This is a genomic window from Variovorax sp. 10N432 (assembly GCF_056394465.1).
On the sequence record NZ_JBFTHX010000014.1, the window covers coordinates 172661 to 179736 of the forward strand.

The 7076-nt window shown below is 70.0% G+C and carries 8 protein-coding genes; 6 read left to right on the plus strand and 2 right to left on the minus strand.

The window, feature by feature from the left end:
- The first annotated feature begins 192 nt into the window (after window positions 1–192).
- Window positions 193–840 carry an N-acetyltransferase family protein gene (locus AC1DF3_RS18290; RefSeq protein ID WP_478140396.1) on the plus strand — a complete coding sequence of 216 codons (648 nt, stop codon included), beginning with the start codon at window positions 193–195 and terminating at the stop codon, window positions 838–840.
- A gap of 10 nt (window positions 841–850) precedes the next feature.
- Here the strand turns inward: AC1DF3_RS18290 and AC1DF3_RS18295 are convergent, their stop codons facing one another.
- Window positions 851–2077, minus strand: coding sequence for an ABC transporter substrate-binding protein (locus AC1DF3_RS18295; protein WP_478140397.1), 1227 nt, complete (start codon window positions 2075–2077; stop codon window positions 851–853).
- Between the two features lie 168 nt (window positions 2078–2245).
- Here AC1DF3_RS18295 and AC1DF3_RS18300 point away from each other — a divergent pair, with 168 nt between their 5' ends.
- Window positions 2246–3595 (plus strand): TAXI family TRAP transporter solute-binding subunit, encoded by a 1350-nt coding sequence (locus AC1DF3_RS18300; RefSeq protein ID WP_286534775.1) that lies wholly within the window; start codon window positions 2246–2248, stop codon window positions 3593–3595.
- A 130-nt stretch (window positions 3596–3725) separates the two neighbouring features.
- Entirely contained in the window at window positions 3726–4610 is an 885-nt protein-coding gene (locus AC1DF3_RS18305; RefSeq protein WP_478140398.1) for a CsgG/HfaB family protein, read from the plus strand.
- 23 nt (window positions 4611–4633) lie between these two features.
- Here the strand turns inward: AC1DF3_RS18305 and AC1DF3_RS18310 are convergent, their stop codons facing one another.
- Window positions 4634–5419: an IclR family transcriptional regulator gene (locus AC1DF3_RS18310; RefSeq protein ID WP_286534773.1), complete on the minus strand. Its 786-nt coding sequence runs from the start codon at window positions 5417–5419 to the stop codon at window positions 4634–4636.
- 126 nt (window positions 5420–5545) lie between these two features.
- Between AC1DF3_RS18310 and AC1DF3_RS18315 the strand changes: the two genes are divergently transcribed.
- From AC1DF3_RS18315 to AC1DF3_RS18325, 3 genes are all read left to right on the plus strand, one after another.
- On the plus strand, window positions 5546–6247 hold the full coding sequence (locus AC1DF3_RS18315) for a 3-oxoacid CoA-transferase subunit A (protein ID WP_286534772.1): 702 nt from the start codon (window positions 5546–5548) through the stop codon (window positions 6245–6247).
- Entirely contained in the window at window positions 6244–6897 is a 654-nt protein-coding gene (locus AC1DF3_RS18320) for a 3-oxoacid CoA-transferase subunit B (RefSeq protein ID WP_286534771.1), read from the plus strand. The genes AC1DF3_RS18315 and AC1DF3_RS18320 overlap by 4 nt, the downstream gene beginning before the upstream one ends.
- A 21-nt stretch (window positions 6898–6918) precedes the next feature.
- The coding region (locus AC1DF3_RS18325; protein ID WP_478140402.1) for a thiolase family protein at window positions 6919–7076 on the plus strand (158 nt) is incomplete at its 3' end.

Genomic DNA, 7076 nt, shown 5'->3' on the forward strand with positions numbered 1-7076 from the left:
GGGCTCCTGGTGATGTGCGACTGTGCCTGCTGGCGCGCGCGGCGTCCTGAAGCCGTCCTGAAGCGTCCTGAATCTCCCGCGCGAGCGCAAGGGCAGGCGTGCGCATTCAGCACGCTTCAGGACGCCTTAAGGACGGGCGGGCTGGCCGGCGCGAAGCTCGGGACTCCCTTTCACCAGCCCCGCCGAAACGCCATGCGCCAAGTGCCCACCTCTCCCGCCGTCGCCATCGCCGCGTCGCTGCGCGCGGTCGGTCATCCGCGCAGCGCGACCTTGCGCAACGGCGCGCCGGCACGGATCCGGCCGCTGCGCACCGAAGATGCCCAGCGCTTCGGCGCCTTTGTCGGCCAGCTGTCGGAGGGGTCGCGCGGTTGCCGCTTCCATGCCGGCATCGGCGACTGCGAACCGGCCGCGCTGCAGCAACTGGTCAGCGTCGACGGCGTGCGCCAGGTGGCCCTGGTCGCCACCTTGCCGCTGGTCGACGGCGAGGCGCTCATCGGCGAGGCCCGCTATTGCGTCGGCGAGCCGCCGGGCAGCGCCGAACTGGCGATCGCCGTCGCCGATGCCTGGCAGCGCCAGGGCGTGGCCGACCACCTGATCGACTGCCTGCTCGAAGCGGCCCGCGACGCCGGCCTGCGCCGGCTGTACGGCGACGTGCCGGCGTCCCACACCGGGCTGATCGGCTTCCTGCACCGGATGGGCTTCCAGACCTGCGCCCAGGGACCCGGCGGCGGCCTGCTTCGCCTGGAGCGTGGTGTGGCGCCGCGGCCGCCGCAGCCGGAGCGGCGCCCGCTGGGCGCCCTGCGCCGCTGGCTGGCCGGCCAGTTCGTGCCGCGGCCCTAGCGCACCCGGGCTACAGCCCACCGGCTGCCTGCTTGCGCTGCACGATGCGGTTGCGGGTCGCGTCCTCCGCATGGGCGAAAGTGACCTGCCCGTTCTTCACCGTGCCGACGACCAGCATGTTGGCGCTCAGCGCTTCCTTGTCCTGGCTGCCGAAGGGCTTGTCGTAGGTGGTCACGACGCCGTAGTAGGGGCGCTTGGGCGCTTCGAGCGCCGCCTTGATGCCGGGCCCGTCCAGCCGGTCGCCGGGCAGGCTCAGCACCGCGTGGGCCAGCAGGTAAGTGGCGTCGTAGGCTTGCGCGGCGGCCATCGGCACCGGGATGCGCGGCCCTTCGAACTTGCGCGCATAGCGCGCGAGGAAGGTGGCGCGCCGCTCGTTGGTCGGCTCGGCGACGAAGCTCAGCGCCATCAGAGAGCCTTCGGCGGCCTCCTTGGCGCCGTCGATGAAGAGCGGGAACGACAAGGCCCAGGCGCCGACCTGGGGCACCTTCCAGCCCAGCGCGTGGCGGCCCTTGGCGATCACCGCGTTCTGCGGCGCGATCGTGTAGATGAAGATCACGTCGGCACCGGCCTTGCGCGCCTCCTTCAGCTGCTCGGTCACGTCGGTCACGCCGAGGTCGAAGCGCCCGACATAGGCCGGCTCCAGCCCCTTCTTCGCCAGCGCACGGCGCACGTCCTGCAGCCCGCCCTCGCCGTAGCCGGTGGTGTCGGCGAAGACCGCCACCCGGGTCCAGCCGCGGGCCACGATCTCGTCGACCATGAAGGGCGCCTGGATCGCGTCGGGCGGCGCGTTGCGGAAGATGTAGCTTTCGGCCGGCGGGAACCGGGTCGTCACCGGCGTGCCGGTGGTGCACGGAACGATCAGCGGCGTCCGGCTGGCCTGGAAGACGTCGATCGACTTCATCGCCACGCCGGTGTTGCAGAAGCCGATGGTGGCGATCACCTTCTCCCGGACCAGCTCCTGCGAAAGCTTGAGCCCGAGTTCCGGGTTGGCCTGGTCGTCCTTGATCACCAGTTCGAGCGGCCGCCCCAGGTAGCCCCCGAAGGAGTTGATCTCGTCGATCGCCAGCTTCACGCCGTTGAGCATCGGCAGGCCGAAATCGGCCGAGGGGCCGCTCAGCGGACCGATCACGCCGATGCGGATGGCACCGGTGGTGCCCGGCGTGGCCTGCGCGCCGGCGGGGGCGGCGAACGCCAGGGAGGCGAGTGCGAAGACGAGTGCGAAGACGGCGTTTTTCATGTCTCTGTCCTTTGTTCTGTGGTGGATTCGGCCGGGCGCATCGTGCGGGCCGGGTCGGCGCCGGAGGTCCGTGTTTGTCCGGGGTGCGATGCGTTGCCGGGCGCGATTCCGTGCGGTTTTGCACGGCCAGGCGGCAGAATCGGGCACCTTCACCCCCAGCGCCCCGGCATGAAGCCCCCCACCTTGCCCGTCCTGCCCACCGGCCGCCGCCTGCTGTACTGGCTCCTCGGCGTCGCCGTCCTGACCGCGCTGGGCTGGGCGATCGTGGGCGACATCAGCCCGGCACCGCCGCGTTCGCTGGCGATGACCACCGGCGTGCCCGACGGCGCCTACCACCGCTTCGGCGAGCGCTACCAGGAGATCCTGCGCGCCAACGGCATCCGGCTCGAGCTGCAGCCCTCGAGCGGCGGTGTCGAGAACCTGCAGCGGCTCAACGAAGGCAAGGTGTCGGTGGGCTTCGTGCAGGGCGGCACCGGCCTGCTGGCGCAGGACCCCGACGCACCGCCCGAGGCGACGCCGCTGAGATCGCTGGCCACCGTCGCCTTCGAGCCGGTCTGGATCTTCAGCACCGCCCTCGACCTGTCCAGCGGCCTCGGGCCGCTGGCCGGCAAGCGCATCGCGGTCGGCGTTCCCGGGAGCGGCAACTTCAAGGTCGCGACCGAGCTGCTGGCGGTCTATGGCGTGACCGACGGCGGCCCGCCCGCCACCCGCTTCGTCAGCGAAGGCGGCATGGCGGCGGCCGACCTGCTGGCCCGCGGCGAGGTCGACGCGGCCATCATGATCGCCGCGCCGGAGGCGCCCGCGGTGCAGCGGCTGCTCGCCGACAGCAGCGTCCGGCTGGCCTCGCTGGACCATGTGCAGGGGCTTGCACGGCGCTTTCCGTTCTTCCAGCCCGTGAGCCTGAAGCGCGGTTCGGTCGACCCGAAGCGCGACCTGCCGCCCCAGGACATCCAGCTGCTCGCCACCACCGCCAACCTGGTGGTGCGCGACGAACTGCACCCGGCGCTCGCCTACCTGCTGCTCGAGGCGGCGCGCCAGGTGCACCGGCAACCCAGCATCATCAGCCGGCCGGGCGAATTCCCGAGCCCGACCGGCACCGATTTCCCGCTCTCGACCCAGGCCGAGCGCTACTTCAAGAACGGCCGCCCGTTCCTGCAGAACTACCTCCCGTTCTGGGCCGCGAACTATGCGCAGCGGCTGCTGCTGCTGCTGGTTCCGCTGGCGGCGATCCTGGTGCCGCTGGTCCGCGTGCTGCCGGAGCTGATCGGCTGGCGCCGCCGCAGCCGCCTGTACCGCCGCTACGGCGAACTCAAGTTCCTCGAGCAGGACCTGGCCTCGCGAAAGCTCGACGACCAGGAGCGGCGCGAGGCAAGGGCGCAACTCGACCGGATCGAGGAGGAGGTCGTCCAGACCAAGTTCCCGCTTGATTTCACCGACCGGGTCTACACGCTGCGCCAGCACGTGGACTATGTGCGGGCGCAGCTGCGGCGGCAGAGCGAGCCGGACGCGAAGGACTGAATCGGACTTGCCCTGGAGAAAATCGGGACGCTTCTCGCAGACCTGCAGGGGCTGCCTTCATAGACTGCCGAGCGCCTCAGAGGCTGGCCCTCGGCCTGAGCCTTCCCTGCATTTCGTCTCCTCCAGTTCAATGATCCTCACCCGACTTCCGCCTGCCGCCGCCATGGCCGCCCTCTTCGCGCTGGCCGGCTGCCAGACCACCGACATGCAGATGGGCAGCCAGTCGGCCAAGACCGTGGCCACCGGTAGCGCCGCGGGCGGCAGCAGCAGCGGCGCGAGCAGCCAGCTCGAGCGATGCGACTCGCCGTTGGGCACGGTCTCGCTGGTCGAGAACCAGTCGGCCGGTTGGTACACCATCCTGCGCGACCAATACAAGCTGCCGCCCACGGCCAACCTGCTGCGCCTGCTGGTGCAGCAGTCGAACTGCTTCATCGTCGTCGAGCGCAGCGCCGCCGGCATGAACGCGATGGGCCGCGAGCGGGCGCTGATGGATGGCGGCGAGATGCGCGGCGGCAGCAATTTCGGCAAGGGCCAGATGGTCGCCTCCGACTACGGCATGACACCCGAGGTCATCTTCAACAACAACGATGCCGGTGGCGCCGGCGCCGCGATCGGCGGCCTGGTCGGCGGTCGCTACTCCGGCTTGATCGGCGCCATCGGCGGCAGCCTGAAGACCAAGGAAGCCTCCACCCTGCTGACCTTGATCGACAACCGCTCGGGCGTGCAGATCGCGGCCTCCGAAGGCAGCGCATCGAAGACCGATTTCGGCGGCTTCGGTGCCCTCGGCGGCATGAGCGGTGCCGGCGGCCTCGGCGGCTACACCCGGACCGCCGAAGGCAAGGTGATCGCGGCCGCCTTCATGGACGCCTTCAACCAGATGGTCGTCTCGCTGCGCGACTACAAGGCGCAGACCGTGCAGGGACAGGGCCTGGGCGGCGGCGGCCGGCTGGGCGTCGACGGCGCGGCTGCCCCGTCGCAGACCTCGGCACCCGGCGCCAGGCGCCGCCACAAGTAGGCGCAGCCCCGCGCGGCCTCGCTTCAGAGCAGGCGCGAGATTTCCCGCGCCGCGGCCAGCAGCGCGGGCAGCATGCTGTCCTGCATCACCTTGGCGCTGGTCCGGTTGGCCTGGCCGCTGATGTTGAGCGCCGCCACGGTGCGGCCGGCGCGATCGACGATCGGCGCCGCGATCGAGATCAGCCCTTCCTCCAGCTCCTGGTTCACCAGGCACCAGCCCTGCCGCCGTGCCTGCGCCACCTTGGCGAGCAGCGCGCCCACATCGGTTACCGTGTGCTTGGTGAAGGCTTCGCGCGGCGAGGCCTCGAGCCGCGCACGTCGTTCGTCTTCGTCGAGGTCGGCCAGCAGCAGCCGTCCCATCGAGGTGCAGAAGGCCGGCAGCCGCGAGCCGACGCCCAGGCTGATGCGCATGATCTTGTGGGTCGGCACCCGCAGCACGTAGACGATGTCGGTGGCATCGAGCACCGCCGCCGAACACGATTCCTGCACCTGCTGCACCAGCGCCTCCATCACCGGCTCGGCGCGGTTCCAGATCGGCATCGACGACAGGTAGGCAAATCCGAGATCGAGGATTCGCGGCGTCAGCGCGAAGAGCTTGCCGTCGCTCGTCACATAGCCGAGCGTCTGCAAGGTCAGCAGGATGCGGCGCGCGCCGGCCCGGGTCAGCCCGGTGGCGGCCGCCACCTCGCTCAGCGTCTGCCGCGGCGCGCCGGCGCTGAACGATCGGATCACCTGCAGGCCGCGGGCAAAGGACTGCACGTAGCTGTCCCCGGGGGCCGGGACGGAGGGGGATTGCTGCTGTGTTGCCATGCGGGGTGGATTTCTCTAGAATTCATTATACGAACAGATGTTCGGCATACGAACAAATTTGACGGCCATCGAAGTCATTCCGGTGGCCGGGTTCGTCCTTCTTCTTCCACTCCGGGGACAGATTCCATGATCGACAAGATCGCACGCTCGGTCGCCGACGCCATGGCCGGCATCCAGGACGGCGCCACGGTGCTGATCGGCGGCTTCGGCACCGCCGGCATTCCGAACGAACTGATCGACGGCCTGATCGAGCAGGGCGCCACCGACCTCACGGTGGTCAACAACAACGCGGGCAACGGCGAGACCGGCCTGGCGGCGCTGCTGAAGGCGGGCCGGGTGCGCAAGATCATCTGCAGCTTTCCGCGCCAGGCCGACAGCCAGGTGTTCGACGGCCTCTATCGCGCCGGCAAGATCGAGCTCGAATTGGTGCCGCAGGGCAACCTGGCCGAGCGCATCCGGGCCGCCGGCGCGGGCATCGGCGCCTTCTTCTGCCCGACCGGCTTCGGCACCCAGCTGGCCGGCGACCGCGAGACCCGCGTGATCGACGGCAAGAACCATGTGCTCGAATACCCGATCCGCGGCGACGTGGCGCTGATCAAGGCCGAGCAGGGCGACCGCTGGGGCAACCTGGTCTACCGCAAGGCGGCGCGCAACTTCGGCCCGGTGATGGCGATGGCCGCGGCGCGCACCATCGCGACGGTGCACGAGATCGTCGAACTCGGCGCGCTCGACCCGGAGCACATCGTCACCCCAGGCATCTTCGTCAGCAAGATCGTGAAGATCGACCGCGTGGCCACCGAGGCCGGCGGCTTCAGGAAGGCAGCATGACCATGAGCACCACCTACACCCGCCGCACCAAGGACCAGCTGGCGGCCCGCGTCGCCCAGGACATCTTCGACGGCGCCGTCGTCAACCTCGGCATCGGCCAGCCGACCCTGGTCGCCAACCACCTGCCGGCCGGCCGCGAGGTCATCCTGCACAGCGAGAACGGCATCCTCGGCATGGGCCCGGCGCCGGCCGCCGGCGCCGAGGACTACGACCTGATCAACGCCGGCAAGCAGCCGGTCACGCTGCTCGCCGGCGGCGCCTTCTTCCACCATGCCGACAGCTTCGCGATGATGCGCGGCGGCCACCTCGACATCTGCGTGCTCGGCGCCTTCCAGGTCTCGGCCACCGGCGACCTGGCCAACTGGAGCACCGGCGAGGAGGGCGCGATCCCGGCGGTCGGCGGTGCCATGGACCTGGCCATCGGCGCCCGCCAGACTTGGGTCATGATGGACCTGCTCACCAAGAAGGGCGAGAGCAAGGTCGTCGCCCAGTGCAGCTATCCGCTGACCGGCCTGGGCTGCGTGAAACGGGTCTATTCCGACCTTGCCACGCTCGAATGCACGCCTGCGGGCTTGAAGCTGATCGACAAGGTCGACGGCCTCGGCCACGCGGAACTCGAACAACTGGTCGGCCTGCCGATCGCCATCTGAACCCACTGCGGAGACATCACCATGAGCCAGCAAGCCTTCATCTGCGACGCCGTTCGCACCCCCTTCGGCCGCTACGGCGGCGCCCTCTCGAGCGTGCGCACCGACGACCTCGGCGCGGTGCCGCTCAAGGCCCTGATGGAACGCAACAAGAACGTCGACTGGCAAGCGGTCAGCGACGT

Coding starts and splice junctions, on each gene's coding strand:
- AC1DF3_RS18290 (WP_478140396.1), top strand. CDS start 193: ATGCGCCAAGTGCCCACCTCTCCCGCCGTCGCCATCGCCGCGTCGCTG.
- AC1DF3_RS18305 (WP_478140398.1), top strand. CDS start 3,726: ATGATCCTCACCCGACTTCCGCCTGCCGCCGCCATGGCCGCCCTCTTC.
- AC1DF3_RS18315 (WP_286534772.1), top strand. CDS start 5,546: ATGATCGACAAGATCGCACGCTCGGTCGCCGACGCCATGGCCGGCATC.
- AC1DF3_RS18295 (WP_478140397.1), bottom strand. CDS start 2,077: ATGAAAAACGCCGTCTTCGCACTCGTCTTCGCACTCGCCTCCCTGGCG.
- AC1DF3_RS18320 (WP_286534771.1), top strand. CDS start 6,244: ATGACCATGAGCACCACCTACACCCGCCGCACCAAGGACCAGCTGGCG.
- AC1DF3_RS18310 (WP_286534773.1), bottom strand. CDS start 5,419: ATGGCAACACAGCAGCAATCCCCCTCCGTCCCGGCCCCCGGGGACAGC.
- AC1DF3_RS18300 (WP_286534775.1), top strand. CDS start 2,246: ATGAAGCCCCCCACCTTGCCCGTCCTGCCCACCGGCCGCCGCCTGCTG.